The sequence below is a fragment of the Streptococcus sp. HMSC071D03 genome (genome assembly GCF_001812125.1).
GTDB lineage: Bacteria > Bacillota > Bacilli > Lactobacillales > Streptococcaceae > Streptococcus > Streptococcus pseudopneumoniae_N.
In genome coordinates this window covers 1-448 of record NZ_KV807700.1, presented here as the reverse complement: position 1 = coordinate 448, position 448 = coordinate 1, and the positions used below count along the sequence as shown (strand labels likewise).

General features: G+C 42.4%; 1 protein-coding gene. It reads right to left on the bottom strand.

Going from position 1 to position 448, the window contains the following annotated elements:
* A partial coding sequence (locus HMPREF2837_RS00970; RefSeq protein ID WP_075230529.1) for a sigma-70 RNA polymerase sigma factor region 4 domain-containing protein occupies positions 1-389 on the bottom strand: 389 nt, incomplete at its 3' end.
* Positions 390-448: the final 59 nt, after the last annotated feature.

Below are 448 nucleotides of genomic sequence, written 5' to 3'. Positions count from 1 at the left end.
CGTTCATAGGCTTCTTGCTTATCTTGTGGTAATTTTCTTCTATAACTATCCAACAATTCATGAAGGGCGTAGTAATCATCCAGCCACAATCCTCCTTCTGGTAGGCGATGGCTAATTTCCCCTACTTCTTCATAGGCCATACGGTCCAGGCGACGTTTTTGACTCTCTTGTTTTCTGACGCTATCTAGGATTCGATTGCGGAATTTTGTTTTGAAGTAGACGTAGAGTTTCTTTTCCTCTTCCACTAATTCTGGATGGGCCTCAAGGAGTTCATAGAGACAGATCAGTCCTTCTTGGTCCCAATCCTCTTTTTCCCACAGGTGGAGATAGTAATCTTTTCGACATCTATGGACAATTCCTTTTACCTTCTCATAATACTTTTCAAGCATTTGCTTTCCCCCTTTCTCTGCTTGTAGTATAGCAGAGAAAGGGGGAAAGAAGGGCTTTG